24 protein-coding genes are annotated in these 26,787 nt (G+C 71.9%); 12 read left to right on the top strand and 12 right to left on the bottom strand.

Features of this window, described 5'->3' with window-relative positions; translation table 11 throughout:
* The first annotated feature begins 149 nt into the window (after positions 1–149).
* From MTO99_RS04135 to MTO99_RS04155, 5 genes are all read left to right on the top strand, one after another.
* The gene (locus tag MTO99_RS04135; RefSeq protein WP_243557185.1) at positions 150–776 is read left to right on the top strand and encodes an NADPH-dependent F420 reductase; all 627 of its coding nucleotides are present in this window, start codon (positions 150–152) and stop codon (positions 774–776) included.
* A 2-nt stretch (positions 777–778) separates the two neighbouring features.
* A complete protein-coding gene (locus MTO99_RS04140; protein ID WP_243557187.1) occupies positions 779–1,606 on the top strand; it encodes an ABC transporter ATP-binding protein in 828 nt (275 codons plus the stop codon).
* Positions 1,603–4,104 carry an ABC transporter permease gene (locus MTO99_RS04145; RefSeq protein WP_243557189.1) on the top strand — a complete coding sequence of 834 codons (2,502 nt, stop codon included), beginning with the start codon at positions 1,603–1,605 and terminating at the stop codon, positions 4,102–4,104. The genes MTO99_RS04140 and MTO99_RS04145 overlap by 4 nt, the downstream gene beginning before the upstream one ends.
* Before the next feature lie 111 nt (positions 4,105–4,215).
* The gene (locus MTO99_RS04150) at positions 4,216–4,479 is read left to right on the top strand and encodes a hypothetical protein (RefSeq protein WP_243557191.1); all 264 of its coding nucleotides are present in this window, start codon (positions 4,216–4,218) and stop codon (positions 4,477–4,479) included.
* A 299-nt stretch (positions 4,480–4,778) separates the two neighbouring features.
* Positions 4,779–5,864 (top strand): saccharopine dehydrogenase NADP-binding domain-containing protein, encoded by a 1,086-nt coding sequence (locus MTO99_RS04155; RefSeq protein WP_243557193.1) that lies wholly within the window; start codon positions 4,779–4,781, stop codon positions 5,862–5,864.
* A 55-nt stretch (positions 5,865–5,919) separates the two neighbouring features.
* Here the strand turns inward: MTO99_RS04155 and MTO99_RS04160 are convergent, their stop codons facing one another.
* The 8 genes from MTO99_RS04160 to MTO99_RS04195 all read right to left on the bottom strand — a co-directional run bounded on the left by MTO99_RS04160 (position 5,920) and on the right by MTO99_RS04195 (position 13,390).
* Positions 5,920–6,093: a hypothetical protein gene (locus tag MTO99_RS04160; RefSeq protein ID WP_435520794.1), complete on the bottom strand. Its 174-nt coding sequence runs from the start codon at positions 6,091–6,093 to the stop codon at positions 5,920–5,922.
* Positions 6,054–6,377, bottom strand: a complete 324-nt coding sequence (locus tag MTO99_RS04165) for a hypothetical protein (protein ID WP_243557195.1) — start codon at positions 6,375–6,377, stop codon at positions 6,054–6,056. Before MTO99_RS04165 ends, MTO99_RS04160 begins: the two co-directional genes overlap by 40 nt.
* A gap of 75 nt (positions 6,378–6,452) precedes the next feature.
* Positions 6,453–8,159, bottom strand: a complete 1,707-nt coding sequence (locus MTO99_RS04170) for a carboxylesterase/lipase family protein (protein WP_243557197.1) — start codon at positions 8,157–8,159, stop codon at positions 6,453–6,455.
* A 117-nt stretch (positions 8,160–8,276) separates the two neighbouring features.
* Positions 8,277–11,117 carry a helix-turn-helix transcriptional regulator gene (locus MTO99_RS04175; RefSeq protein ID WP_243557199.1) on the bottom strand — a complete coding sequence of 947 codons (2,841 nt, stop codon included), beginning with the start codon at positions 11,115–11,117 and terminating at the stop codon, positions 8,277–8,279.
* 46 nt (positions 11,118–11,163) lie between these two features.
* Positions 11,164–11,601 carry a nuclear transport factor 2 family protein gene (locus tag MTO99_RS04180; protein ID WP_243557200.1) on the bottom strand — a complete coding sequence of 146 codons (438 nt, stop codon included), beginning with the start codon at positions 11,599–11,601 and terminating at the stop codon, positions 11,164–11,166.
* Positions 11,598–12,272 (bottom strand): VOC family protein, encoded by a 675-nt coding sequence (locus tag MTO99_RS19120; RefSeq protein WP_354002509.1) that lies wholly within the window; start codon positions 12,270–12,272, stop codon positions 11,598–11,600. The genes MTO99_RS04180 and MTO99_RS19120 overlap by 4 nt, the downstream gene beginning before the upstream one ends.
* A gap of 129 nt (positions 12,273–12,401) precedes the next feature.
* The gene (locus MTO99_RS04190; RefSeq protein WP_243557202.1) at positions 12,402–12,890 is read right to left on the bottom strand and encodes a hypothetical protein; all 489 of its coding nucleotides are present in this window, start codon (positions 12,888–12,890) and stop codon (positions 12,402–12,404) included.
* 56 nt (positions 12,891–12,946) lie between these two features.
* The gene (locus MTO99_RS04195) at positions 12,947–13,390 is read right to left on the bottom strand and encodes an SRPBCC family protein (RefSeq protein WP_243557204.1); all 444 of its coding nucleotides are present in this window, start codon (positions 13,388–13,390) and stop codon (positions 12,947–12,949) included.
* A gap of 252 nt (positions 13,391–13,642) precedes the next feature.
* On the opposite strand from MTO99_RS04195, the gene MTO99_RS04200 reads away from it, so the two are divergent.
* The 4 genes from MTO99_RS04200 (at position 13,643) to MTO99_RS04215 (ending at position 17,989) form a co-directional block, all read left to right on the top strand.
* Complete coding sequence (locus tag MTO99_RS04200) at positions 13,643–14,575, top strand: SDR family NAD(P)-dependent oxidoreductase (RefSeq protein ID WP_243557205.1); 933 nt, start codon at positions 13,643–13,645, stop codon at positions 14,573–14,575.
* Positions 14,572–14,922, top strand: coding sequence for a Rossmann-fold NAD(P)-binding domain-containing protein (locus MTO99_RS04205; protein WP_243557206.1), 351 nt, complete (start codon positions 14,572–14,574; stop codon positions 14,920–14,922). Before MTO99_RS04200 ends, MTO99_RS04205 begins: the two co-directional genes overlap by 4 nt.
* Entirely contained in the window at positions 14,919–16,142 is a 1,224-nt protein-coding gene (locus tag MTO99_RS04210; protein ID WP_243557207.1) for a low temperature requirement protein A, read from the top strand. Before MTO99_RS04205 ends, MTO99_RS04210 begins: the two co-directional genes overlap by 4 nt.
* A 212-nt stretch (positions 16,143–16,354) precedes the next feature.
* The gene (locus tag MTO99_RS04215) at positions 16,355–17,989 is read left to right on the top strand and encodes an ABC-F family ATP-binding cassette domain-containing protein (RefSeq protein ID WP_243557211.1); all 1,635 of its coding nucleotides are present in this window, start codon (positions 16,355–16,357) and stop codon (positions 17,987–17,989) included.
* 66 nt (positions 17,990–18,055) lie between these two features.
* Here the strand turns inward: MTO99_RS04215 and MTO99_RS04220 are convergent, their stop codons facing one another.
* The 3 genes from MTO99_RS04220 to MTO99_RS04230 form a co-directional block, all read right to left on the bottom strand.
* Positions 18,056–18,787, bottom strand: coding sequence for an alpha/beta fold hydrolase (locus MTO99_RS04220; RefSeq protein ID WP_243557222.1), 732 nt, complete (start codon positions 18,785–18,787; stop codon positions 18,056–18,058).
* A 73-nt stretch (positions 18,788–18,860) separates the two neighbouring features.
* Positions 18,861–19,826 (bottom strand): alpha/beta fold hydrolase, encoded by a 966-nt coding sequence (locus MTO99_RS04225; protein ID WP_243557225.1) that lies wholly within the window; start codon positions 19,824–19,826, stop codon positions 18,861–18,863.
* A 24-nt stretch (positions 19,827–19,850) separates the two neighbouring features.
* A complete protein-coding gene (locus MTO99_RS04230; protein WP_243557228.1) occupies positions 19,851–20,711 on the bottom strand; it encodes an alpha/beta fold hydrolase in 861 nt (286 codons plus the stop codon).
* A gap of 228 nt (positions 20,712–20,939) precedes the next feature.
* Between MTO99_RS04230 and poxB the strand changes: the two genes are divergently transcribed.
* The 3 genes from poxB to MTO99_RS04245 are packed head-to-tail and all read left to right on the top strand — an operon-like array spanning position 20,940 to position 23,919.
* A complete protein-coding gene (gene poxB, locus MTO99_RS04235; RefSeq protein WP_243557231.1) occupies positions 20,940–22,676 on the top strand; it encodes a ubiquinone-dependent pyruvate dehydrogenase in 1,737 nt (578 codons plus the stop codon).
* On the top strand, positions 22,673–23,185 hold the full coding sequence (locus MTO99_RS04240; protein ID WP_243557233.1) for a hypothetical protein: 513 nt from the start codon (positions 22,673–22,675) through the stop codon (positions 23,183–23,185). The genes poxB and MTO99_RS04240 overlap by 4 nt, the downstream gene beginning before the upstream one ends.
* Positions 23,182–23,919 carry an SDR family NAD(P)-dependent oxidoreductase gene (locus MTO99_RS04245; RefSeq protein WP_243557236.1) on the top strand — a complete coding sequence of 246 codons (738 nt, stop codon included), beginning with the start codon at positions 23,182–23,184 and terminating at the stop codon, positions 23,917–23,919. Before MTO99_RS04240 ends, MTO99_RS04245 begins: the two co-directional genes overlap by 4 nt.
* A gap of 3 nt (positions 23,920–23,922) precedes the next feature.
* Here MTO99_RS04245 and MTO99_RS04250 read toward each other — a convergent pair whose 3' ends face one another.
* The gene (locus tag MTO99_RS04250; RefSeq protein ID WP_243557238.1) at positions 23,923–26,718 is read right to left on the bottom strand and encodes a helix-turn-helix transcriptional regulator; all 2,796 of its coding nucleotides are present in this window, start codon (positions 26,716–26,718) and stop codon (positions 23,923–23,925) included.
* Positions 26,719–26,787 lie beyond the last annotated feature (69 nt).

Below are 26,787 nucleotides of genomic sequence, written 5' to 3' on the forward strand. Positions count from 1 at the left end.
TCCCAGATTCGTGCTGGAACAGGGGAATGGCTGAGGCACCCCTCCGGTTCTATCCAGTGACCGGAGGGGTGCCTCACCTTGGTGCTCCAATCGACCACGAGAGAGCCCGTTCCCGGCCGAACGATGCGGACTCGACGAAGGAGCACGTCATGAGCAGCATCAGCATCATCGGTTCGGGGAACATGGCCGGTGCCATCGGCGCCCTGGCCCTCAGGGGAGGCCACACCGTCGAGGTGGTCGGCCGGGATTCGGACAAAGCCACGGCCTTGGCCCGCGCCCTCGGCCCGGGCGCAACGGTCGGAACATGGGGCCATGCCCCGGTCGGCGACATCGTGATCCTCGCGGTGCTGTTCGCCGGCGCCGTGCCGATCGTCAGCGAATACGGGGAGGAGCTGGCCGACAAGATCGTCGTCGACATCACGAATCCCTTCAACGCCGACGCCAGCGCGTTGGCGATCCCGCACGACACGTCGGTCGCGCAGCAGATTTCCGACGTCGCCCCCGCGAGCACCCAGGTCGTGAAAGCCTTCAACACCCTCTTCCGCCACATCCTCGCCGCGGGCGACCCCGTCGACGTGTTCATCGCGGGTGACGACGCGAAGGCCAAAGCGAAGGTCTCCGCATTCATCACGAGCCTCGGACTTCGCCCTCGGGACACCGGCGATCTGAGCATGGCGCACTGGTTGGAAGGCGCGGGGCTGCTGGAGATGGGTCTGGCCCGCAACGGTCTGGGGTTCGACATCTCGCTCGGCGTCCAGGTCGGTGGAGCTGAGTGATCATGGGCGAGTCCGATGCACGCGTCATCACCATCGCGAACACCTCAGAACCGGCCACCACGATCGGCACTCCGGAGGCGGCACCCGCTCCCGCTTCGACCGTCGCGCCGGCGTTGCGGCTCGACGCGGTCGTCAAGAGCTACGGCACCGGCACGTCGGCGGTGACCGCGCTTCGCGGCATCGACCTCACCCTGGAGCGAGGATCGTTCACCGCCATCATGGGACCGTCGGGATCGGGGAAGAGCACGTTCCTGCACGCCGCGGCGGGCCTCGACACTCCGACGAGCGGTTCGGTCCGGATCGGCGACACCGACATCTCGCGAATGCGGGCCAACAAGCTCGCGAAGTTCCGGCGGCAGCATGTCGGCTTCGTCTTCCAGGCGTACAACCTGCTTCCCGCGCTGACGGTGGAGCAGAACATCACGCTGCCGCTCCTTCTGGCGGGCAACCGGGTGGAACGAGGCTGGCTGGATCGGATCATCCGCTCGGTGGGTCTGGACGCGCTCCGACAACGGCGCCCGGCGGAGCTCTCGGGCGGGCAGCAGCAGCGGGTGGCCATCGCCCGCGCGCTGATCACGCGGCCGGATGTCGTCTTCGCCGACGAGCCGACGGGTGCGCTCGACTCGCGAACCGGGCTCCAAGTGCTCGAACTGCTCGCCCAGATGACCCGCGAACTGAACCAGACCATCGTCATGGTGACCCACGATCCGGTGGTCGCGTCGCACGCCGACCGCGTCATCTTCCTCGCCGACGGTGCGTTCGTCGGTTCGCTGGAAGGTGCGACGACCGCGCAGATCGCCGATCGCATGACCGGATCGAGGACATCATGAACACCCTCATCCGGGCGGGAATCCGCCAGAACCGGGGGACGCTCATCGGTGTCTTCGTGGCGGTGCTCACCGCGACGATGCTGGCGACCGGGCTGGGCGTGCTGATCGAATCGGGCTCACGCGGCGGGATCGACCCGGAACGCTACGCCGCGGCCGACGTGATCGTGGGTGGAGATCAGTCGTTCGAAACCCCCGAGGGCGCGACGTACTCGCTTCCCGAGCGCGTGCCGCTTCCGACCGATGCGGTCGCCGCGATTCGATCCCTCCCTGCCGCAGCCGAGGTCATCAGGGATGCGACGGTCCCGTTGTCGTGGGACGGCTCGCTGATCGAAGCCCACGGATGGAGTTCGGCGGCGCTCACCCCGTATCGGATCAGCCGGGGCCGCACCCCCGTCGCGGCGAACGAGGTGGCCGTCGACGACAACCTGGCGCCGCGCACCGAACTCGGCGCGACCATCACGCTCGCCCACGGCGGCATCGACGCCGACTATCGCGTCGTCGGGGTCGCCGCCGCCGGGTCGGGCGATCAGCCAGATCGTGCCGGGCACGTCTTCATGACGGATGCCGCGGCATCCGCCCTGGCGCCGGGCGGCGGTGCCGGCGACCTCGTCGGAGTCTTCGCCGGCCCGGGCATCTCGCCGGGCGAACTGGCGAGTGAGATTCGCGCGCAACTGCCCGACACGGTCACCTACACGGGGGACGAGCGCGGCGCTGTCGAGTTCCTCGACGCGGGTGCAGCGCGAGGAACCCTCGTGGCGATCGGATCCTCGTTCGCCGGCACGGCCGTGCTGATCGCCCTGTTCGTGGTCGCGACCACGTTGTCGCTGTCGATCCAGCGGCGGAGGCGGGACTTCGCCCTGATGCGCGCCATCGGCGCGACACCGCTGCAGATCCACCGACTCATCGCACAGGAAGTGCTGCTCGTGGCGGGCGCGGGAGCACTCATCGGCGTCATCCCGGGCTACCTGCTGGCCGTGGTGATGCGACTCGGATTCGCGCAGGCGGGAGTGATCCCGCAGGACTTCGCGCTCACCTTCGGGGCGATTCCCGCGCTGGTCGCGGTCGTGGTCATGCTCGTGGCATCCCAACTCGCCGCGGCCGTCGCCGCCCGGCGACCCGCGCGCATCAATCCGATCGAAGCGCTGCGGGAGGCATCGACCACCCCGCCTCGGGTGGGGCGCGGGCGCACGATCACCGGCCTCGTCCTGGGATCCATCGGCCTGCTCGCCTCTGCCGTGCCGCTCTTCCTCCCCGGGACCATCGCAGTCGCCGGGCCGATCGCGGCCGCGCTGCTCCTGATCGTCGCGGTCGGTCTGCTCGGGCCGCATCTGGTGCGCATCGCCGTCGCGGTGCTCGGTTGGCCGCTCCGGCACGTGAGGTCGCCCGCCGCGTTCCTCGCGGCCGCGAATGCGCGCAGCAACGCTCGTCGCCTGGCTGCCGCGATCGTCCCCCTGGCGCTCGGAATCGGTCTCGCCCTCGTGCAGGTGGGCACGCAGTCGATCGTCGCGGCCGAGGCCACGTCGCAGTCGCACGCCGGGGTGACCGCCGATCTGATGGTGACGGGCGGGGCATCCGGACTGTCCGATGCCGCCGTCGCCTCCATCGCCCGGACCTCGGGGGTGCGCGAAGCCAACCCCGTGGCGCTCAGCCAGATGATCTTCAGCTTCGAGCAGCTCGGCGACCCGACGTCCGATCAGTATCCGGTGCAGGGCATCGACCCGGCAGCGACGGCCTCGACGATGGATCTCGGCGTGACGGCCGGTGCGCTCGAAGCGCTCACCGACCCGCAGGCCATCGCGTTGAGTTCCGACGCGGCGCTCGCAGCGGGCGTGGGGGTCGGCGACACCGTCAGCGGGCACTTCGGCGACGGAACGGCGGTCACCTCGACGGTGGTCGCCGTCTACGCCCGAGGGCTGGGCTTCGGCGACGCGACGATGACGAACGCCGCGCTGCTCGCCCACACGACGACCGGCCTGAGCGAATACGTGCTCGTGGGCACTGAGCCGGGGCAGCGGGCGCACGTGCAGGAGTCGCTGGAGGCAGCCGGATTCACCGTCGCGGACCGCGGCGAGCTGCGGGCGGCCGGCGACCGTGCACGCGACGCGAACTCGCTCGTCAACCTGGTTGCGCTGGCCGTCATCCTCGGCTACATCGCCATCGCGGTGGTGAACACCCTGGTGATGGCGACCGGGGAGCGGCGGCGTGAGTTCGCGCTGATGCAGCTGGTCGGATCGACGCGCAGACAGGTGCGGGCGATGATGCGCACGGAGTCGGTGATGGTCGTGGTGCTCGCCGCGGTGCTCGGAGCGCTGGTGGCCGGGCCCCCGCTGCTCGGCATCAGCTTCGGCGTTTCGGGACGGCTGCTGCCGAACCTCTCGCCGCTCGAGGCGATCGCGATCGTCGGCTCGCTCGGCGTCATCGGCCTGATCTCGCTCGCGGTCGCGACACGGGCCGCGATGCGAGGCGCGCCCATCGTCGAGATCGGATCGCGCCAGTAGCGTCTGCCGGGGCGAGCGCGAGTCGGACGCAGCGTCATGTCGGACTCGCCGGACAGGCGGTGGCTTCGAGATGATGGCAGAATCCTCGACACCCACGGGAAAGGTTGATCGGTGAAGTTCACTCCCGTCCACTTCTCTCGCGAGGGCCGATACTCGCTGGGCATCGAGCAGGACACCGACCGGCGGTACCTCGCGATCCCCGTCACCAGCCGGATCGCCGACTACGAGGAGTACTACGAACTCACCGCCGACGAGTACGAGCGCTTTCTCGCAGATGGCGGCGTGGCGACCGCGTTCGCGGACGAGTGTCGCGAGCGGAGAAACGATGAGCGCCTCATCCGAAAGCCCGGGTGGAACCGCGGCATCCCCTTGTGAATGTCGAGTGGGCCTTCGGAGGTCATCCAGAAGCCGGCCAGGAGCACGTCCGGGCACTGCGGTTCGTCGCAGAGCCGCACCACGCCGACGCCGTCGTGCACGCCCTGGTCGAACGGGGAATGGAGGCACGGGTCGCAGGCATGACCGCCGGACGGCGAGGCGACAGCCTGGCTGATCCTGCACGAGAACTGACCGTTTCGATCCGGTGCGACCTCCATCGGGGGCGCCCGCCGCTGGTAGCTTCGCAAGCACCCGATCGCGGCGCCCGGCCTCGATCGCGAGCGACGAGGAGAACGTCTGTGAGCGCGGACGCAGCAGCATCAGAGCCCATCGGGACGACCGGCGCACCGGCGAAGGTTCTCGTGTACGGGGCGTACGGGCACACCGGCCGGTTCGTCGTCACCGAACTGGTCGAGCGCGGCCATGTCCCGGTGCTCTCGGGCCGCAACGAGACGGCTCTGGCCGCGATGGCCGGCGAGCTCGGCCTCGAGGCCCGCCAGGCGGATGTCTCGGATGCGACGGCGCTCGACGCGGCGCTGCACGGCGTCGCCGCCCTCGTCAACTGCGCCGGCCCGTTCGCGCACACGACCGAGCCGCTGCTGGACGCCGCGCTGCGGGCGCAGGTCGCCTACGTGGATGTCGCGGCCGAGATCGAGGCGAACGAGGACACGTTCAGCCGCCTGCGCGGACGCGCCGACCTCGAGGGCGCGATCGTCGTCCCCGCGATGGCGTTCTTCGGCGGGCTCGGCGATCTGCTCGCAACCGCAGCGGCGGGCGACTGGACGGATGCCGATGAGGTGCGCGTCGCCTACGGGCTGAGCAGCTGGCATCCCACCGCCGGAACCCGCGCAGCCGGTGCGGTGTCCCGGGAGCGACGCGACGGCCGGCACGTCACCTTCGAGGACGGCGGCCTGCGCTACGGGGAGGACCGGTCGGAGCTCACGACCTGGTCATTCCCCGAGCCCACCGGCGCGCGAGACGTTCGGAGCAAGTTCTCGATGGCCGATATCGTCACCATTCCGAAGCATCTGGCCGTCCGCGAGGTGACCTGCTTCATGACGGTCGAGGCGGTCTCGGAGCTCTCGTCCCCGGCCACGCCCGAGCCGGTCGCGGTCGACGAGAGCGGCCGTTCCGAGCAGACGTTCGTCGTCGACGTCGTGGTCCGCCGCGGCACCGAGGAGCGACGGGCGTTCGCTTCCGGGCAGGACATCTACGCGATCACCGGACCCCTTGCCGCCGAGGCGGTCGATCGCATCCTCACCGGGCGCACCCGCACCACCGGCGTCGCACCCGCCGGTGCGATGTTCGACCCCGCCGACTTCCTCGACGCGCTGCACGACGAACTCGCCTGGGCGATCGAGGAGTCGACGCCCGGCGAGTCGTGAACGGGCTCGTCCCCGCGCCGTAGCCCACCCGTGCACGCCGGCAGCCGTCGAACGCTCAGTCGCCCGACCGCCGCCGCTCGATCAGCCCCGTGTCGCGCCAGGTGCCGGCGAGCGGGCCGTAGCCCATCAGCGCGATCCGTTCGCGGGCTCCGACGACGCGGAAGCCGTGCTGTTCGGTGGCGCCCCCGCTCAGAACCCGCCGTTCCAGACGCGGGCGGCGATCGCCCACCAGCCGGACGCGACGCCGCTCGGGTTCACCGCGACGTCGAGGCCGAGGGTCGAGGCATCCGGAACACCGGCGAGCCAGCCGATGACGAGATCGAGGCGGCCAGGGCGTTCCGCTGCCGCCGCAGCGTCGCGGCGGGCGGAACGCCGCCAGAGCAGGTCCGCCTGAGCCGGCGTGAGCCGCTGGAATGCGGCGACCTCGGCCGTGGTGATCGCCGAGCGACGGTGCGGCTGCTCGCGCTCGTACCGCTTCACCACCCGGATGTCTCGAACCGATGCTTGGAACATGGCGGCCTCTCGACGGCTCGTGCGATGCGGGTGCCGGGGGTGCCGGTGACGGCACCCCCGGCGGGGGTGTGCGATTCAGAGGTTGGCCAGCAGCGCGGCGGCCGCCCAGACTCCGCACTTGTGCGTGAGGGCGAAGTCGCGCTCCACCTTCGACCCGGGCGTCTCGAAGGAGACGATGCGCGGGTTCAGCGCCTTGAACTGCGGCCACTGCACCGCCTCAGTCGACGGCGAGCCGATCGCGGCGAACTGCACCCACGCGGCGCGCATGTTCGCGGCGAGCTGCTCCTGGTCGGGTGAGAGCCCGCCGGGCAGCTGCGAGTTCGGGAGGTCGAACAGGTACTGCAGCTCCGACTGGTGCGTCGCGGCGAACGGTGCGCCCAGGCCGTCGGGGACATCGCGCTGGGGGGCCAGCGCGTCGTTGAACTCGTATGCGAACGTCGGCACGTATCGCGAGGCGGCGATGTCGAGCGCATACGCGGGGCACGAGAAGTTCGCGTCGGAGTTCAGCGTGCTGAACGCGTGCGCGGGGGTCGCGTACTTCGACAGCGGGTACGCCGCCGCGATCAACTTCGCCTTCGTCGTGCTGATGCCGAAGTTCGTCGCGATCGTCGACACGTAGTTCGAGGCGTCGATCGGGCCGGGAAGCAGGATCGTGGCGCCCTTCGTCACGCTTCGACCGATCGTGGTGAAGATCCGCTCCTCCTGCGTGTTCGTGCCGTTGATGATGGGCACCCGATTGAACCGACCGGTGGCGATCGCCGAGCCGACCGATTCGCGCAGCACCGTCCCGTCGACGTAGCCCGGCGTGAACGAGGCCTGCTCGTGGGCGACGAGCGTGTCGACCGACACCGCGCGCAGGCACTCGGCGGACTGGTCGGGGCATCCGACCGCAGCCGCGCTGGCCTGGCCGGCCTGCTCGGCCTGTGCGAGCGACTGCTGCTGGAGCGCGAACGCACCCGCCTGGATCACCGCGCGGTGGAACAGGCCTTTCGCCCCGGGGGAGGCCAGTTGTGCGAGCACCGAGAGACCACCGGCCGAGTGACCGACGATCGTCACGTTGTCGCGGGCGCCGCCGAACTGATCGATGTTCTGCTGCACCCAACGCAGGGCCGCCTGCTGGTCCTGGTAGCCGAAGTTGCCGGTGCTTGCGCCCGGGCCGTCGGCGAGTGCGGGATGCGCGAGGAACCCGAGCAGCCCGAGTCGGTAGTTGAACGTGACGACGATCGCGCCGTCGCCCGCGAGCTTCGTGGGGTCGTAGTCGGCGCCCTCACCGTACGAGAAGCCGCCACCGTGGATGTACACGATGACGGGCAGCTCGCCGCTCGCCGCGGCATCCCTTGCCGGGGCGGTCACGTTCAGGTAGAGGCAGTCCTCGCTCTGCCCCCACGGGCTCGGCGGAGCCTGTGGGCACACCGGCGGGAAGACGGTCGCGTCACGGGTGTCGGTCCATGAGGCGACCGGCTGCGGGGGAGTCCACCGCAGGTCGCCGGTTGGCGGAGCCGCATACGGGATGCCGCGGAACTCGACGCCGGTGGGCGTGGCGATGCCCTGCACGGGCCCGTCCGCGGTCTGCACGACGGGCGCGTCGGGCGCGTCGCCGGATGGACTGCTCGAAGCCGCGGCGCTGAGGGTCTCGGCGTGGGCAGGCTGGACGATCGACGCCCAACAGGCGACGAGCACGACGATCGCGGCGGCGACCGCTGCGATCGAGAAGGCGATGCGCTTCGCATCGACGGCGCGTGCCGACGTGCGAGCGACTCGGGAGTGGGTGTGGATGTTCATGGCTCCACGGTCGTGCAACCGTTCCCGGGGGGCACCTGTGCCGGTGACGGGGAAGCCCCCCGGTATTCCATCCCGTCGGGATGCCCGGGGGTCCGGTGCGCGGGTCCGTCGGGGCGGCTACGCGGGTGCGGCCTGCGTGACCCGCATGGCACGTGCGAGCTGGCGGCGCGACGTGACGCCCAGCTTCACGAACACCTTGCGCAGGTGCCATTCGACGGTGCGCGGGCTGAGGAAGAGCTGCTCGCCGATCTCGGGGTTCGTCCTTCCCGTGGCGGCGAGCAGGGCGATCTGCCGCTCCTGTGCGGTGAGCTCGTCGACGGGGCTCGCCGCCGGCTTGTGCACCACCTCGCCCGTGGCGGCGAGCTCGCGCCGGGCGCGCTGGGCGAACGCGTCGCCGTCGGTCTCCACGAAGAGCTGGTGTGCGAGCCGCAGCTGCTCCCGCGACTCGACACGACGGTTCCGGCGGCGCAGCCACTCGCCGTAGAGCAGGTGCGCGCGAGCGAGCGCGGTGCGGATCCGCGTGCGCCCGAGGCGTTCGATCGCCTCGAGGAAGAGCGCTTCGGCGGTGTCCTCGGCGGCGACGAGCGCCGCTGCCCGCGCGGCGAGGCCCCGAGCCCAGTCGGTATCGGATGCTGCGGCGAGCTCTTCGAGCCGACCGAGCGCCTCCGTCCCGAGCTCGGGGGAGCCGGCGCGTACGGCGGCTTCGACCCGCTCGGGCAGGATCCATCCGGCGAGCCCGAGGTCGTACGGGTGACCGGCCGCCGAGTCCGTCGCTGCGAGCGCCTCGGGGTATCGCCCGAGCGAGTTGTACAGCATCGCGTCCTGCCACGCGACCGTGGTGAACCACTGCCCCTCACCGCGCTCGAGGATCTCGGGCCGCAGCCGTTCCGTCACCTCGGCCTTCGTGCGCTCGTCGCCGCGGAACGCGGCGAGCCAGCCGCTGCGCGTCATCGAGGTCGGCATGCCCGTCGCTTCGACGATCGGCTGCAGCTCCTGCGCGACGGACATCGCCTCGTCCGTCCGGCCGCTGAGCAGCAGCACCGACGCGCGCTCCGCCATCAGCAGCGGAAGCTGCGAGAACGCGCCCTGGGTGCGGCTGATGCGCACCGCGCGTGCGGCGAGCAGGTCGTAGGCCGCGTCGTCGAGCAGGGCGCGCGCGACGGCGCAGGCGATGGGCAACCACTGCAGCAGTCCGCCGGGCGGCGCGGCGTCCTCGCCGAGTCCGCGGCGCGGGTCGGGTTCGGCGGCCGGCCCGGCCGGATCGTCGGACTCGGCGAAGGCCACGAGCCGATCGAGCCCGCTTCGCAGCGTCGGGGCCGCAGCCGCGTACCCGTCGAGGATGAGCACCGCGAGCCCGCGCAGCGCCTCCGCGGCGGCGAGCGCGGGCTCGCTGAGGGGCGGCGCCGGGTCGGCCGCGAGCACCGCCGCCGCCACCTCGGCGGGCCCGACCTCTTCGGCGTGCGTTCCCGCGGAGAGCGCGGCGATCACCGCGTCCGCGTAGGTCGCCAGGGCGGTCTCTCCGTCGTGTCGTTCGAGCAGGCGCGCGGCGGTCACCAGGCGCGCCGCGGCGCCGCGGCCGCGAGTCGTGCTCGAGGCCACGTGCGCGCGCACCAGCTCGATGCGGGCACGCTGGTGCTCGTCGAGCAATTCGGGCTCGGTCAGGTCGAGCAGTCGCAGCGCATCGGACATCGCTCCCGCCCGGTACAGGTCTTCAGCGGCCATCAGCGCGCGTCTCGAGCGCATCGTCGGGTCGGGCGTGAGCTCAGCGCCGCGCGCATGGAAGGTCGCGCCGGCGGCCAGCCCGCCACGCGCCTGCGCTCGTCGGGCAGATCGAACCAGGTCGGCGGCGACCTCCTCGTCGAACCCGATCGCCGCTTCGGCCAGGTGCCATGCCCGTCGGTCGGGATCGGCGGACGGGTCGGCACTCGCGGCGAGCGCACGGTGCACCGCGCGCCGGGCGCCGACGGGGCTCGCGCGCACGACCGCGGAGCGGATGAGCGGATGGCGGAATCTGACGCGAGCGCCGAACTCGATCAGCGTCTCCTCGATCGCGGGGCTCATCGCATCCGCCTCGATGCCGAGCGAGCCCATCGCCCGTTGGATCAGCACGGGATCACCCACCGGCTCCACCGCGGCGACCAGGAGCGCCGAGCGCGTCTCGGGCGGAAGCTCGCCGATGCGGTCGACGAACGTGTCCTCGATGCGGCTCGTCACGCTCGCGGCCGCGGTCATGCCGTACCCGCCCGCGATCTCGACCGCGCGCTTGCCGCGCGAGAGCTCGATGAGGGCCAGCGGGTTGCCCCTGGTCTCGGCGACCAGCCGGTCACGGACCTCGGGATCGAACGGGCCCGAGATCACGGACGCGAGCAGCCGCCGGGCGTCGGCGTCGTCGAGGCCCTCGAGGACGAGGTCCTCGATGCCGGCGAACACGTCGTCGACGGGTTCGCGCACCGAGAAGAGGATGCCGACCGATTCCGCCACGATGCGCCGCGCGACGAATGCGAGCACCTGGGCGGACGCCCGGTCGAGCCACTGCGCATCGTCGATCAGGCAGAGCAGCGGTCGCGAGGCCGCCGCGTCGGCGAGCAGTCCGAGCACCGCGAGCCCGACGATGAACCGGTCGGGTGCGTCGCCGCTGCGCAGGCCGAAGGCGACGCCGAGCGCCGCCGCCTGCGGCGCAGGCAGCGCGTCGATGCCGTCGAGCAGGGGAACGCACAGCTGGTGCAGACCGGCGTAGGCCAGTTCCATCTCGGACTCGATGCCCGTCGAGCGCAGCACCCTGCAGGCGGTGGCGCGCTCGGCCGCGTAGTCGAGCAGTGCCGACTTGCCGGCGCCGGCCTCGGCGCGCAGCACGAGGGCGCGGCTCTGGCCGCCGCCGAGGCTCGCGAGCACGCGGTCGATCGCCTCGCACTCGCGCCGGCGGCCGAGCAGTGGCGGTGCGACCGCGCGGTGCTCCATGATGGCCGATCCTATTGGCTTCACCCGCACGCTCCCACCGCGCGGCTCAGTCCCGCAGTCGTCGGATGAGGTCGATGGAGCGGATGACCCACCGCTCGCCGTCGCGCAGATAGGTCTGGTGCGATCGGCAGTAGCCGTGGTGGGGGCGACCGGCCGCCGCACCGTCCGGGCCGACGACGTACTCCGCCGCCCAGACGGCCTCGGCTCGCGACTCGGCTCGAAGGGTCAGCTCGCCCCCGAACGAGTGCACGACGAGCGTGCCGCTGCCGGCTTCGACGTCGATCGTCGCTCCGATGTGCGGGCTGAGGGCGAACCAGGCCAGCGAACCATCCGGCTCGTACACCCGCAGCTGCCCGTCGGCGGCGAAGCAGCGTTCGAACTCGTCCCACGCGCGGTCGCCCGCCGCGCGGCAGAGCCGCCCCTGCAGCGAGCGGAGCTCCTCGAAGACGAGCAGACGGGCCAGCGGGGCCGAGCGTTCGGTCATGCAGGCAGCTCCTGGCCTGCCGCCGCCCGCACCAGGTATTCGGCGTACCACTCGGGCCAGTCGGCATCCTCGTGGCCGATCCTGGCCTCGTGCGCGCCGTGCGCCTCCGCGGCCGCGCGCAGGGCGACCGCCAGTTCGGCGGGGGAGTCGTAGCGGGTCTGCACGACCCGGCCCGGGATCCGCTGGGTGACCTCCTGCACCAGCCATTCGTTGCCGTCGGGGTCTTCGAACGCGACCCATGAGCCGTACGAGCTGCGGTCGGGGGCGAGGCCGGGCACGCGTGCGGCAGTGCCGCCGTGGTGGAAGACGCCGGTCGCGTCGTGGAAGACCTCGCTGACGAGGGCCCCACCGGCCGCGAGGGCCGCACGTGCCGCTTCGACGTCGGATGCCACGAGCTGCAGCCCGCGGACCGAGCCGGGTGCGGCCTCCGTCACCCCGGTGCCGAAGATGATCGACGTCGGCGAACCGGGCGGCGTGAACTCGACGACCCGGTAGTCGGGTGCGATGTCGAGGTCGACGTCGAGCGTCCAGCCGAGCCCGGCGTAGAACGCCTTCGCCCGGTCGACGTCCGAGACGGGGATGACGACGACCTCGAGCTTCAGGGCGGGCGCCGCGTCTCGCACCTCGGCTTCGGTGCGGGTCGTCTCGGTCGCGGTCGTTTCGGTGTCCATGGGAGGTGCCTTTCTCTGCGTGGATGGTTCGGATGTCTCGAGGATGCTCCGCCGTCGCGCCCGACGCGCCCGTCGGAACCACTGGCGTGCACCCCGGGTCACCACGGCGATGCCCGGCCGCCCGGCCGGTCAGAGGCCGAAGTCCCAGAAGTCCCAGCCGCCGGAGGAATCGCCGATCGCTCCGCCCGGGTCATCCCACGAGGTCCACGCCGCCGAGGCGATCGCGTACCAGGCGACGGTGTCGAGCAGGGACGCGCCGGCCCACCCGTGCAGGTCGATGCCGGCGGGTGTTCGCTCGAGCGAACGCGCGGTCGCGGCCGGTCGACGCCGGCCCGCCCGGGCGACCGAGCGCGCCAGGTTCGCCGGCTTCGCGTCGACGGGCCGCTCGTCGTTCAGCTCGGCGTCCGCTGTGAGCCGCTCGAACAGCAGGTCGAGCTGTGCCGGCGTGAGCCGCTCGAACGCCTCCACGTGGGCGCGTTCGATGACGTCGGGCGGTGCGGTGCGCAGCATCCGCCGGTAGCGCTCGACGGCGCGCGCATCGGCGATGGTCGCGCCCGCCGGCAGCGCCTCGGGGTCGAGCTCGACCTTGCGGCCGAAGATCCGGTCGATCCATCCCATGGACGGTCCCTTTCGTGTCGTCGCCGACCGACGCGAGCTCGCGCCCGTACCGGTCCTCATGCGGCGGCCGCCGTCTGGGCCCGGAGCGGGCCGCTGAACGACTTGCGCAGCGCGCCCGGTGCGACGAGCGGCAGCAGCAGCGCGAGCACCTTGGCCTTGAAGGCCGTCGGTCGGCGGGTGAGCTCGACATCGACCCGGGTGCGGTCGCCCTCGGGGGTGAGCTGGAACACCCAGCCGCCGCCCGGGCCGAAGACCTTCGAGTCGAGCGTGGTGATCGCGACGCGATTCGCGGCGGCGTCCCATTCGTAGTGCGCGTGCTCCCACGCGGAGGCGGTGCCCTCCGTCACGTCGGCCCAGTTCTCCCCGAGCGCGTGCACCTCGAAGTGGTCGGCGTCGATCGTCGGCCAGTTCTCGGCACGCGCCGGGCTGAAGTCGGTGAGCACCGCCATGAGTTCTGGTGCGCTCAACGTGGAGGTGAGGTGGAATCTGACGGTCGTCATGAGCTTTCCCTTCCGATGCCCGACCCTGCCGGTCGGTCGTGCCGTCTCGTCGGCACCGCATCACCTTCCCGCGGGCGCGGCCGCCGACGCGCCCGGGTGGATGACCGGTCGACCCCCGGGGATCACGGGCGGCATGGCGACCCGGGCTCGACCCGGGCGCGGCCCCGGCACCGTCACGGGCGCGACCCCGCCGCACCGCGGCGCACGCTGGACGACAGCGCCGGCGAAGGTCCGGCGCGAAGGGACGGACTCATGAACGAGCAACAGGGACGACGGAGCGACACGCTGGTCTGGCTGATCACGGGAAGCTCGCGCGGCTTCGGCAGGCGGATCGTCGAGGCCGCCCTCGACTGCGGCGACCGCGTCGTCGCGACCGCTCGACGAAGCACCTCGCTCGACGACCTCGCGGCACGGTACGGTTCCGACCGACTGCTGGTCGCCGCACTCGACGTCACCGATGCCGACGCGGCGACCCAGGTCGTCGGTCGCGCCGTCGACCGATTCGGACGACTCGACGTCGTCGTCGACAACGCCGGCTACGCGAACAGCGGCTCGATCGAGGAGATGCCGGCGGCGGACTTCCGGGAGCAGATCGAGACGAACTTCTTCGGCGTGGTCAACGTCACCCGCGCGGCCCTGCCGGTGATGCGCGCGCAACGTTCGGGGCTGTTCCTGCAGTTCTCATCCGTGGGCGGTCGCATCGGCGGCACCCCGGGACTCAGCGCGTACCAGGCGGCGAAATTCGCCGTCGAGGGCTTCTCCGAGGTGCTCGCGGCGGAATCGGCGCCATTCGGCGTCGGCGTCGTCATCGTCGAGCCCGGTGCGTTCCGCACCGACTGGCAGGGCGACTCGATGACGATGCATCCGGTCGGCCCCGACTACGAGACGACGATCGGCCGCATCCACGAGCAGCGCCGGCACAGCGACGGCACGCAGCCCGGCGACCCCGCCCGTGCAGCGCGCGTGCTCGTCGACCTCGCCCACGGCGACCTCGGCCAGGCCCACGAGGCGCTCCCGATGCGCCTGCTGCTCGGCGGCGGCGCGGTCGACCGGGTGCTCAACGGCGAGCAGCGCCGTCTCGAGGAGGCGGCCGCGTGGGCCGACGTCAGCAGGTCGGCGGACTTCCCGTCGGCCGAGTCCGGCACGACCGACGTCGGCACGACGACGGAGGGAACGGCAGCATGAGCGGGCTGCGAGCGTTCCTCGTCGAGCCCGGGTCGTTCCGCAGGGGGATCGAGCAGCGCACCCACGTCTCCGGGCAGGCCATCGCCGACTACGACGCCACCTCGGGGTCCTTCATCCGGGCGGTGACGGCGGTGCGGCCCGAGCCGTTCCCCGGCGACCCCGCCCGTGCGGCCGACGCGATCATCGCCAACGTGCGCGCCGCCGAGCCGCGGCACTGGCTGATCCTCGGCAGCGACGCGTACCGCCGCATCGGCGACAAGCTGGCCCGCTTCCACGCCGAGTTCGACGCGGGGCGCGAGCTCGCGGCATCCACCGACTATCCGGGCAGCGGACCGGCGGTGCTGTGAACGGGCAGGTCGACGATGCCGTGAACGCCGTGACCGGCGCGACGGGCGAGCGCGCGGATGCCAGACACGAGGGCGATCGCGTGACGATGTTCGAGATCTTCTTCGACCTCGTGTTCGTGCTGGCGCTCATGCGCGTCGTCGACCTCATGGAAGCCCAGCCCACCCCGGCCGGTTTCGGTCGGGGCGTGCTGCTGCTCCTGCTGCTCTGGTGGGCGTGGTGCGCCTACATCTGGCTCGGCAACCGCGTGCGGCTGGACCGCGGCCGCGTGGTCGTCGCCATCCTCGTGGCGATGTGCGCGCTCTTCGTCGCCGCACTGGCGATCCCCGGCGCATGGGAGTCGCCCGCCGGAACGCTCAGCCCGGCGCTCGTGCTCGCGCTCGCGTTCATCGTGGTGCGGGCGAGCTATTTCGCGGTGTTCCTCTCGACCTCCGGCAGGGACCGGCGACTGCGCACGCAGTTGCTCATCGACGCCATTCCGCAGACCGGCTCGAGCGCGCTCCTGATCGTCGGGGCCGTGCTCGGCGGCGACCTGCAGAGCGTGTGCTGGGCCGTCGCATTCGGGCTCGACTTCGGCGTCGGATGGCTCGCCTCCCGCTACAACGGCTGGCGCGTCGCGAGCCCGGCGCACTTCGTCGAGCGACACGGCCTGGTGCTCATCATCGCGCTCGGCGAGACGGTGCTCTCGTCGGGTGCCGGGCTCGGTCCGACGATGCGGGATGCCGCGGTCGAGCCCCGGTCGATCGCCGCAGCCCTGCTCGCCTTCGCGATCGTGCTCGGCATCTGGTGGTCGTACTTCCGCGGGCCGTCCATCGCAGCGCACCGTGCCCTCCTCCGGGCGGCACCCGCTCGTCGGCCCGCGCTCGCCCGCGACGGATACACGCTCGGGCACCTGCCGCTCGTCGCCGGCACGGTCTTCGTCGCGCTCGGGGTCCGGCTCCTCCTCGAGGACATCGCCGTCGCACCCGCGGCCCCGGCGCACTGGGGTGCGATCGCGGCGCTGAGCGGCGGGCTCGCGTGCTACCTGCTCGGGCTCGGACTCTTCGCGCGGCTCGCGACCGGCGCGTGGAGCCGCGCACCCCTCATCGCCGGCGTCCTGACCATCGTGCTCGGCGCGGTCGCCCTCGGGCTCGCGTCACTGGCGGCACTCGCGCTCTCCGCCGCACTCGTCGTGATCGCCGCGCTCGCCACCGCGTCGCAGACACGTCGCACGGCGGTCTGATCGCCGCGGCCGGATAGGATCGGAGGACCATGGAGATCGAGGTCGACAGACTCTAGCCGCCGGACACCGGTGGCCGTTCACGATCAGCAGGAGCCCTCAGCGCTCCCGAGTGACCGACCCCTCCGACCCGTCGCCTCTCGCGACGACGTTCCGGCGCGCACCGCACCAGTCACCCACACCCCACTGCCGCACGCGGCAGAAGGAGCATCACCATGCCATCGAAACCCGCCATCACCCTCCGAGACCTGTCGTTCGAGTGGCCCGACGGGACCATCGCACTCGACCGTCTCGACGCCACCTTCCCCTCGGGTCGCACCGGCCTGGTCGGCCGGAACGGGGCCGGCAAGTCCACCCTGCTCCGGCTGATCGCCGGAGAGCTCCAGCCGACCTCTGGTCAGATCGACACCGTCGGCGACGTCGGCTACCTGCCGCAGACCCTGACGCTCACCACCGACTCCACCATCGCCGAGCTGCTCGGCATCGACCACGCCGTGACGGCCCTCCGGGCCATCGAGGCGGGCGACGTCGACGAACGGCACTTCGACGCCATCGGCGACGACTGGGACATCGAGGCCCGCGCCGACGAGGCGCTCGCCGAGATCGGATTCACCGCCGCCGACCTCGACCGCCGAGTCGCCGAGGTCTCGGGCGGTGAGGCGATGCTCATCGCGATCACCGGCCTGCGACTGCGGCGCACCGCCATCACCCTCCTCGACGAGCCGACGAACAACCTCGACCGGCCCACCCGCGAGAAGCTCGCCGGCATCGTCGATGCGTGGCCGGGCACGCTCGTGGTGGTGAGCCACGATCTCGAGCTGCTCGAGCACATGGACGACACCGCAGAGCTCCATGCCGGCCGTCTCGAGGTGTTCGGCGGCCCCTACAGCGCCTGGCGGGCGTACCGCGAGCAGGAGCAGGCGGCGGCGACGCAGGCCGCCCGGGCCGCGCAGCAGGCGCTGAAGGTCGAGAAGCGGCAGCGCGTCGAAGCCGAGACCAAGCTCGCCCGTCGCGAGCGCACCGCCAAGAAGACCCAGCAGGACGGCGGCATCCCGAAGATCCTCGCGGGCGCCCGTGCCAACAGGGCCCAGGGGTCCGCCGGGTCGATGCGGTCGACGCTCGACGACAAGGTCCGCGCGGCGCAAGCCGCGGTCGACGCGGCGGACGCGCGCGTCCGCGACGAGCAGCACATCCACCTCACGCTGCCCGACCCCGACGTGCCTCGCGGGCGACGCATCGCCGAGATCCACGGCCCGAACCGCACGATCGTCATCCAGGGGCCAGAGCGCGTCGCGCTCGTCGGGCCGAACGGCGCCGGCAAGTCGACCCTCATCGGCCGGCTGCTCGACAGCGGCAGCAGCGCTGGCGACGGCACCGGCAGCGAGCCGACCGACGGGCGGCCGCACGGAGCCCTGCTCACCGACCGGGTCGGCTACCTCCCGCAACGGCTCGACGGCCTCGACGAGACCGCGAGCGCACTCGACAACGTGCAGGCGGTCGCTCCGGGCAGCACGTCCGGGGCCATCCGCAATCAGCTGGCGCGCCTGCTGCTGCGCGGCAGCAGCGTCGACCGGCCCGTGGCATCGCTGTCGGGCGGCGAGCGTTTCCGCGTGTCGTTGGCCCGGCTCCTGCTCGCCGACCCGCCCGCGCAGCTGCTGATCCTCGACGAGCCGACGAACAACCTCGACATCGAGAGCGTCGAGCACCTGGCGGAAGCCCTCGACGGCTACCGCGGCGCACTGCTGGTGGTCAGCCACGATCGGACGTTCCTGGATCGACTGGCGATCGACACGGTCATCGAGCTCGACGCGGCCGGGCGGATCCGCGATCGAGGCGGGCGCGAGGGCTGACCTCGCCTCTTCCGCACGAGAAGGCGGGCGTTCCCGGCGAAACCGGAACGCCCGCCTTCGTCGTCGTCAGGACGCCGCGGGAACCGTCGCGGCGACCGCCGCGAGGATCGTCTCGGCGACCGCCTCGGGCTGCGAGACGCCGACCGCGTGGGATGCGCCGGCGATCTCGCGGGTGCCGGGGGACGAGGCGCGTTCCGCGCCGGCCCGGTGCACGGCGACGGGGATGTTGAGATCGGCGTCGCCGTACACGAACCACGATGGGATGCTCCGCCACGCGGGCTGCTCGGTGGGCAGCCCCTGCGTGAGCGCGGCCTCGGTCACCGGTCGCTGGGCGGCCGCCATGAGCGCGGCCTCGGCCTCGGGGACATCCGCGGCGAACTGGTGATGGAACGCTTCCCGGCGGATCGCGAACTCGGTCCCGCCGCTCGCGAGCGGATACGCGACCAGCGCATCGCCGAGCGTGCTGCCGGGTTCGCTGTTCGACAGCTCGAGTGCGCTCTGGCCGGGCTCGGGCACGAATGCCGCGACGTACACGAGTCCGACGACGGCGTCGTTGCGCGACGCCGCCTCGGTGATCACGAGTCCGCCGTACGAGTGCCCGACGAGCACGACCGGTCGACCGATCGCAGCGACCACGTCGCGCACATATGCGGCGTCGCCCGACAGGCTGCGCAGCGGGTTCGCCGCGGCGATCGCATCGATCCCGCGCTCGGTGAGCCGCGAGATCACGCCGTTCCAGGACGCGGACTCCGCGAATGCGCCGTGCACCAGCACGACGACGGGGTGTTGAGTGTTCATGCTCTCTCCTTCTTCTCGATCGGTGCGTTCATCACCGATCGCATGCCGGATGCTCCGGCATGGCTGTCGCCCATCACGGCTGCCGTGACATCCGATGGACGTCGACGATCGCGCGCGCGAACTCGCGCGGCGCCTCCTGGGGCAGGTTGTGCCCGACCCCGCCGCCGACCACCCGGTGCTCGTACGCGGCGGTGAACTTGGGCGCGTACGCGGCGGCATCCGGATGCGGTGCGCCGTTGGCGTCGCCCTCCAGCGTGATCGTCGGCACGCCGACCGTGGGCGCGGTCGCGAGGATCGTCTCGACCTCGTCGAACCGCGGGTCCCCGGCGGCGAGCCCGAGGCGCCATCGATAGTTGTGGATCACGATGTCGACGTGGTCGGGGTTGTCGAAGGCGACCGCGCTCGCATCGAACTCGGCGTCGTCGAACGACCACTGCGGGGAGGCGAGTCGCCAGATCAGCTTCGCGAAGTCGCGACGGTACCGGTCGTAGCCCTGGCGACCCCGTTCGGTCGCGAAGTAGAACTGGTACCACCACTGCAGCTCGGCCGCCGGCGGAAGCGGGGTCGCCCCGGCGGCACGGCTGCCGATGAGGTAGCCGCTCACCGAGACGAGTCCGATGATCCGGCCCGGGTGGAGCACGGTGAGGATGTCGGCGGTCCGCGCGCCCCAATCGAACCCGGCCACGATCGCACGCTCGACGCCCACGGCGTCCAGGAAGTCGATCGCATCGGCCGCGAGCACCGACTGCTGCGCGTTCCGGGGCGCGTGCTCGTCACGGAAGCGCGTGGAACCGTGCCCGCGAAGATACGGCACGAGCACGCGGTAGCCCCGCTCGGTCAGCAGCGGCACGACCTCGGCGAAGCTGCGGATGTCGTACGGCCAGCCGTGCAGGAGCAGCACCGGTGTGCCGTCCCGCGGGCCCGCGTCGAGGTACCCGACGCGGAGCGCGCCCGCGTCGACGAACCGGAGTTCGGCGAACGGGTCGGCGACTGGTGCGTCCGCCCGGGTCGCCTCGGAAGCGGCGGGTGATGACGTCATGGCGATGCTCCTGTCGTCCACTCGTCAGAGCGAGGCCAGCGCGTCGCGGAGCGTCGCGGTCCAGGCCTCGGCGGTGGACGGGTCGGAGAGCGACCCGTGATGTCCGGGGAACACCGCGAACGGCGCGCCCGCGCCCTCGGCGACCGCGCGCGCGGTGCGCCCGAACGGCAGGTCGAGGCTGAGTCGCCCGGCGCCGGCGACGAGCTTCACGCCGTTGCGGCGGATCCTGTCGAGGTCGGGCAGGTAGTCCGTGAGCGGCAGCATCTGGTGCTTCATGTAGTAGTCGGCGAAGTCGATTCCGGGCACCTGCTCCGCTCCGGGGCGGATCGCCGCGACCTCGGCGGCCGTGAACGGCTCGCCGGCGTTGAAGGGCAGCTGCGTCAGGAGCAGGAAGTCGAAGAACGCCGCCTTGCTGCCCTCCGTCCAGGCCGTCCGGTAGATCTCGGCGATGCGGGTCTGGAGCTCGTCCGCATCGGGCAGGAGCCGAACGACGGGCGGTTCGTGCGCGACGACGCCGGCGACGACGTCGGGATGGTTCGTCGCGAGCTCGAGACCGACCTCCGCACCGGCGCTGCTGCCGACCACGAACGCTCGCTCGATTCCGGCTGCGCGCAACACGGCGACGACATCGCGGGCCTGCTGCCCGATCTCGTACCGTCGCGGCTCGTTGCCCGAGCTGCGACCGAAGCCGCGCGGGTCGTACGTGACGACGGTGTGATCGGCAGCCAAGGGGCCCGCGACGAGCCCGAACACGCTCGCATCGCCGGGCGTGCCCGGCAGCAGCGCGATGGGGGTGCCTTCGCCGCGGACATCGAACACGATCCGATCGCCTTCGGTGTCGACGTGGCCGGTGCGGGTGCCGGTGACGGCTTCCTGGATGGACATGGACTGACTCCTTGCATCGAGTGATGGGATGCCTCGACGATGCCGCGGCACCCGATCGGCGCGCGCCCGTGGGTCTCCCGGGCCCGCACCCGTGACTCGGAAGCCGGGCCGTCCCGTCGACGATCCCCGCTTCCGCGCCCGGGGGTGGACTCGGGAGACCCACGGGCGCGTCCTTCCCGCCCCCGCTGCGATGGTGGGTGGGCCCCATCACGAAGCGAGGTCATCACCATGTCGTTCACGGTCGCCGAACTCATCGTCGAGACGCTGAAGAGCGCCGGAGTGCGTCGGGTGTACGGCCTGCCCGGCGACTCGCTGAACGGGCTCAGCGACGCGTTGCGCCGGACCCGCGACGTCGACTGGATGCACGTCCGCCACGAGGAGGCCGCCGCGTTCGCCGCGGCGGGGGAGGCAGCGGTGACCGGGGGGCTGGCCGTCGCGGCGGCGAGCTGCGGACCGGGGAACCTGCACCTCGTGAACGGACTGTTCGACGCGCAGCGCTCCCGGGTGCCGGTGCTCGTCATCGCCGCGCACATCCCGTCGAGCGAGATCGGCACCGCCTACTTCCAGGAGACGCACCCGCAGGAACTGTTCCGCGAGTGCAGCGTCTTCTCCGAGCTCGTCTCGACGCCCGACCAGCTTCCGCACGTCCTCGACATCGCCATTCGCACCGCGATCGAGCGGCGCGGCGTCGCCGTGCTCGTCGTGCCCGGCGACGTACTCGTCGCGCAGACCGCACGGCCGCACGCGTTCCCCCCGATCAGACCGAGCCGCTCGAGCACCCGGCCGAGCGACGGCGAACTCGACGCCGCCGCGAATGCGCTCGACAGGGCGGAGCGGGTGACGATCCTCGCCGGCGCCGGGTGCGCCGGCGCCCGCGACGAGCTGATCGCCCTCGCACGTCGACTGCAGGCCCCCATCGTGCACGCGCTGCGCGGCAAGGAGCACGTCGAACCCGACAATCCCTACGACGTCGGCATGACCGGTCTGCTCGGCGTGGCGTCGGGATACCACGCCATGCAGGCGTGCGACACGCTGCTCATCGTCGGCACCGACTTCCCGTACCGCGAGTTCTATCCCGAGCACGCGACCGTCGTCCAGATCGACGTGCGCGGCGAACAGATCGGCCGGCGCACCAAGGTCGACGTCGCGCTGGTCGGAACCGCGAAGGAGACACTGGCGGCCTTGTCGTCGCGCGTGCGGGCCGAATCCGACCCCGCGCACCTCGATCACGCACGCCGCGACTACGCGGCCGCCCGCGAGGGTCTCGACCGGCTGGCCGACGCGGACCACGACCGGACGCCCCTGCACCCGCAGTTCGTCGCGCGCACCATCGACGAGATCGCCGCCGACGACGCGGTCTTCATCCCGGATGTCGGGACCCCCGTGATCTGGGCGGCCCGATACCTGCGCATGAACGGACGACGGCGGCTGATCGGCTCGTTCAACCACGGCAGCATGGCGAACGCCGTGCCGCACGCGATCGGCGTGCAGGCATCGCAGCCCGGCCGGCAGGTGGTCACGCTCTCGGGCGACGGCGGTCTGGCGATGATGCTGGGCGACCTGCTCACGCTCCGGCAACTGCAGCTTCCGGTGAAGGTCGTCGTGTTCAACAACGGGTCGCTCGGTTTCGTCGAGCTCGAGATGAAGGCGGCCGGATACGTGAACTTCGGCACCGAGCTCGCGAACCCGAACTTCGCCGAGGTCGCACGCGCGCTCGGGATGCACGGCAGCCGGGTGGAGCATCCCCGCGACCTGGAAGCAGCGCTGCGCACGGCGTTCGCACACGAGGGCAGCGCACTCGTCGAGGTCATGGTGGCCCGGCAGGAGCTGGCGCTGCCACCCGCCATCCGCGGAGCCCAGGTCGAGGGCTTCGCGCTGTACGCCACCCGGAGCATCCTCTCGGGTCGGGCCGACGAGCTCATCGAACTCGTCCGAACCAACGTCACACGAAGGGTCTTCTCATGAACGTCATCACCTCGATCGGCGCCGGGATCGTCGCCGGTGCCCTCGGCACCGCCGCGATGGACGTGCTCTGGTACCGCCGCTACCGCCGACAGGGCGGACGCGAACGGTTCCCGAGTTGGGAGTCCGCCGCAGGCGTCACCACCTGGGATACGGCATCCGCGCCGGGTCAGGTCGCCCGCAAGGTCGCCGAGCTCGTGACCGGCGACACCCCGCCCGACGCGTGGGCCCGGCCTGCGACGAATGCGGTGCACTGGGCGACCGGCATCGGCTGGGGGATCACCCACGGCGTCGCCCGGTCCGCGAGTTCCCATCCCGGCGCGCTCGCCGCCGCGCTCGGCCCCGCCGCCTGGCTCACGAGCTACGCGATCCTGCCGGTGCTGAAGGTGTACCGGCCGATCTGGAAGTACGACGCGCGCACGCTGGGCGAGGACTTCACCGCCCACCTCGTGTTCGGCCTCGCCGCCGCCGCTGCCCACGAGATCCTGATCAGGGCCGGGAGGCGGTCGTGACGAACGCACCGATCGCGCTCGTGACCGGCGCCGACCGAGGGCTCGGGTTCGCGACTGCTCGCCTGCTCGCCCGACGCGGCCTCACCGTGCTGCTCGGCAGCCGCGACGCGGCGAAGGGCGAGCAGGCCGGCTTCGCGCTCCGACGCGAGGGACTGACGGCCCGGCCGCTGATGATCGACGTCACGGACGACGCCTCGGTGCAGGCCGCAGCCAGTCGGATCGACCTCGACCACGGCCGACTGGACGTGCTGGTGAACAACGCCGGCGTCCTCGTCCGACGGCCGGCGCTCGAGGTGACGGCGGACGACATGCGGCTCGAGTTCGAGACGAACGTGTTCGGTCTGGTGCGCGTCGTGCACGGGATGCTCCCGCTCCTGCGCCGCGCGGCCGAGCCCCGCATCGTCAACGTGTCCAGCGACTCGGCCAGCTTCGCGAACACGGCCGATCCGGACTCGATGTTCGGCCGGTCGCACGAGTCCTTCGCCTACTCGGCGACGAAGGCGGCGGTGAACATGCTGACGCTGAAGTACGCGCACGCGTTCAGCGACGACCCCGCGTTGCAGCACGTGAAGATCAACGCGGTCACACCCGGCTACACCGCCACCGACCTCAACGGGTTCCGTGGAACGAAGACCGCCGAGGAGGGCGCGACGGCCGCGGTGCACTGGGCGACCGTCGCCGCCGAGGGCGCGACCGGCGGGTTCTTCGACGAGTCCGGGCGCGTGCCGTGGTGACGGCTATCGGCCCGGTGCGACGGCACCGCGACGGAGTGCGGTCTCGAGCTCTCGCCGCGACGTGATGCCGAGCTTGGCGAAGATCTTGCCGAGGTGCCACTCGACGGTGCGCGGACTGATGAACAGTTGCGTCGCGATCTGCGGGTTGGTGTCCCCGTTCGCGGCGAGCCGGGCGATCTGCGCCTCCTGCTGGGTGAGGTCGAGCTGCGTGTCCGGCGTTCGCCGACGGACGGTCTCGCCGGTTGCCGCCAGCTCACGCCGTGCCCGGTCGGCGAATGCGTGGGCGCCGATCTCGTCGAACAGGTCGTGCGCGTTGCGGAGCTGTTCCCGCGCATCGGTACGACGGCCCTGCCGACGGAGCCATTCGCCGTAGACCAGGTGGGAACGCGCCTGCTCGGTGCGCAGGCGTGTGCGCTGCAGGTGCTCGATGGCGGACACGTGGTCGGATTCCGCAGCATCGGGCGATGCGAGCAGCGCCCGAGATCGTGCGGCGACGCCGAGTACCCAGGGCGTGCCGCAGGCCTCGGACATGTCGGCGAGGTGTCGCATCGCCGTGGCGGCGCGTTCCGGTCGCCCGCTCCGCGCGGCCGCCTCGATCAGCTCGACCTTCGCCCAGTTGACGAGGGCCAGCTCGTTCGGCGGCTCGACCGCGCGTTCCGCTGCCGCGAGCGCGAGGTCGTAGCGGCCGAGACCGTTGTTCACGACGGCCTCCGCCCACCCGGTCGCGGTCAGCCACTGCCCTTCGCCGCGGTCGGTCGCTTGAAGCCGTTCGGCGTCGATGATCGCGTCCACGCGCTCGGCATCGCCGCGGAAGGCCGCGACCATCAGCAGGCCGTACGGCGGCTTCGGAATGGTGGTGGCCTCGCGGATCAGATCGCACTCCTCGGCCAGGGTCGCGGCCGTCGCGAGGTCGCCCCCGAAGATCTCGTAGCCGACGCCGAGCATCAGCGCGGTCGGCAGCACCGAGAAGGCGCCCCGCTCCCGGGCGAGCGCGATGAGGCGCGCGCACACCTCGTGCGCGCTCTGCTCATCCCAGGTGCCGAACGCGACCAGGGTCACGAACGGCAACCAGGCGTACGAGGCATCCGAATCGAGTTCTCGACGTCGGAACTCCGCGACGGCATCGCGCAGCAGCGGCGCACCCGCCGAGTGGTCGCGGGCGACCGTCAGCGCGACGCCGTCGAGGAGCAGATCGTGCGTGTTCGCCGGCGGATCCCGGTGCTCGGCGATCCGAGTCGTCGCGGCGTCGCGGAGGGTGCCGCCGTTCCGCGCGAGCTGTCCGGCGACCTGGGCGGCGTAGAAGGCGTCGCGATACGTGTCGCGAGCGAGATCGGAATCGATCGGGTCGAGCCGCTTCGCGGCGTCCAGCAGCGGCGCCCCCTGACCGGGTTCGAGGCGGCTGATGATCTGCGCGTGGAGCAGATCCACGAGCGCGCGGCTCCGCTCGTCGGCGAGGCCGGCACGCGCGATGGCGAGCAGACGCAACGCTCGTTCGGGGGCGCCGGCATCGAACTTCGCCCGGGCGGCGAGCAGCGCCCGCTCGGCTCGGCGCCGGGGGTCGGGGGTGAGCTCGGCCGCACGCTCGAGGAACGCCGCGGCAGCAGCCTGCCCGCCGCGCGCCGCCGCGAGGCCGGCCGATCGGTGCAACTCGGCGGCGACGGCTTCGTCGAGCCCGGAGGTCGCCTGGGCTCGATGCCACGCGCGCCGCTCGGGATCCGCGTCGGCATCCGTGGCCTCGGCGAGCGCGCGATGGGCGGCCCGGCGCTCGTCCGCGAGCGAGCTCCGGTAGACGGTCGAGCGAGCCAATGGATGGCAGAAGCGAACGAGCCCGGTCAGGTCGATGAGGCCGTCGGCCACGGCCGGTTCGGCGTCTCGCATCGTGACGCCGAGCTGCGCGGCCGCCTTCCAGATGACCGCGGCGTCCTGACCGGGTTCCGCTGCGGCGATGATCAGCAGGCGACGTGTCGCGGCCGGCAGCGGGGCGAGTCGACGGCGGAAGCTCTCCTCGAGCTGTCTCGTCAACGCGCCGGTTCCCGCGAATCCGAATCCGCCGGCGACCTGCTCGGGGGTGAGCCGATGCGGCAGCTGGAGCAAAGCGAGCGGGTTCCCACCCGTCTCGGCGATGATCCGATCCCGTACGCGCGCGTCGATCGGCCCCGGCAGGGCCGAGGCGAGCAACGTGCTCGCGTGCTGGTCGGTCAGCCCCGCGACGGCGAGCTCGGGCAGATCGTGCAGCTCGGGTGCGACGGCCGGCTCGCGCTCGGCGAACACCATGCCGACGCCTTCCGCCTGCAACCGCCGCGCCGTGAACGCGAGCGTCTGAACGGATGCCTCGTCCAGCCACTGCGCGTCGTCGACGATGCAGATCACCGGGCGGTGCCGGGCCGACTCCGAGATGAGGCTCAGCACCGCGAGCCCGACGAGGAAGCGATCGGGGGTGTCGCCGCCGGCCGCGCCGAACACCGTGTCGAGCGCCTCACGCTGGCGCACCGGAATGAGGTCCAGGTGGTGCAGCAGCGGAAGGCAGAGCTGATGCAGGCCGGCGTACGCGAGCTCCATCTCGGATTCCACACCCGCCGACTCGACGACGAGGCATCCGGAGCCGGCGGCCTGTTCGCCCAGGTAGTCGAGCAGCGCCGTCTTGCCGATACCGGCCTCGCCACGAAGCACCAGCGTCCGGCTGTCGCCGCTGCGAACCCGGTCGACCAGCCCGGAGAGCTCTTCGCACTCGCGCTCGCGCCCGACCAAGCCGCGCACGGCGCCGCGATTCCTCGCGGTGGAGCTCATGAAGGCTGCCACACCCGGCATCCTAACCAGTCGTCTCGCGGCGCCGCCCTTCGGTGCCGATCGGTGTGCGACGATCATGCG

It is taken from the genome of Agromyces larvae, assembly GCF_022811705.1.
GTDB lineage: Bacteria > Actinomycetota > Actinomycetes > Actinomycetales > Microbacteriaceae > Agromyces > Agromyces larvae.